The sequence below is a fragment of the Thermodesulfovibrionales bacterium genome, assembly GCA_026417875.1.
In the GTDB taxonomy this organism is placed as follows: Bacteria; Nitrospirota; Thermodesulfovibrionia; order Thermodesulfovibrionales; family CALJEL01; genus CALJEL01.
In genome coordinates this window covers 576-1,017 of sequence record JAOACK010000110.1, presented here as the reverse complement: position 1 = coordinate 1,017, position 442 = coordinate 576, and the positions used below count along the sequence as shown (strand labels likewise).

At 35.5% G+C, this 442-nt stretch carries 1 protein-coding gene; it reads left to right on the top strand.

The window, feature by feature from the left end; translation table 11 throughout:
- Nucleotides 1-201 precede the first annotated feature (201 nt).
- A partial coding sequence (locus N2257_10685; GenBank protein MCX7794850.1) for a DJ-1/PfpI family protein occupies nt 202-442 on the top strand: 241 nt, incomplete at its 3' end.

Genomic DNA, 442 nt, shown 5'->3' with positions numbered 1-442 from the left:
CGATAATGGGTAGCAAAGCAAAATCCCTTGAAGAAGCGGTCAATATCTGCATCGAAAAGGCGATGGGAGGTAAAGCATTAGATCCCAAAGGTACCGATATGAAGGCAATCGTAGCTTATATTAAATCACTTAAGAAATAGTTTTTTCATTTCCACATACGAAGTTTTTTACTTCGTATGTGGATTTTTATCAGGAGGTTTTATGAAAGCACTGATAATTTCAGCTGATGGATTTGAAGATTTAGAATTGCTGGTGCCATTATATAGACTAAAAGAAGAAAACATTGAGGTCGATATAGCTTCAATCAAAAAGGGCAAAATTAAAGGCATTAGAAATTATGAGGTAGAAGCAAATCTTGACATAGATGAGGTAAATCCAGAAAACTATGGTCTACTTGTCTTGCCTGGCGGAAAAGCACCAGAAACTATTAGAAAATCTCAAA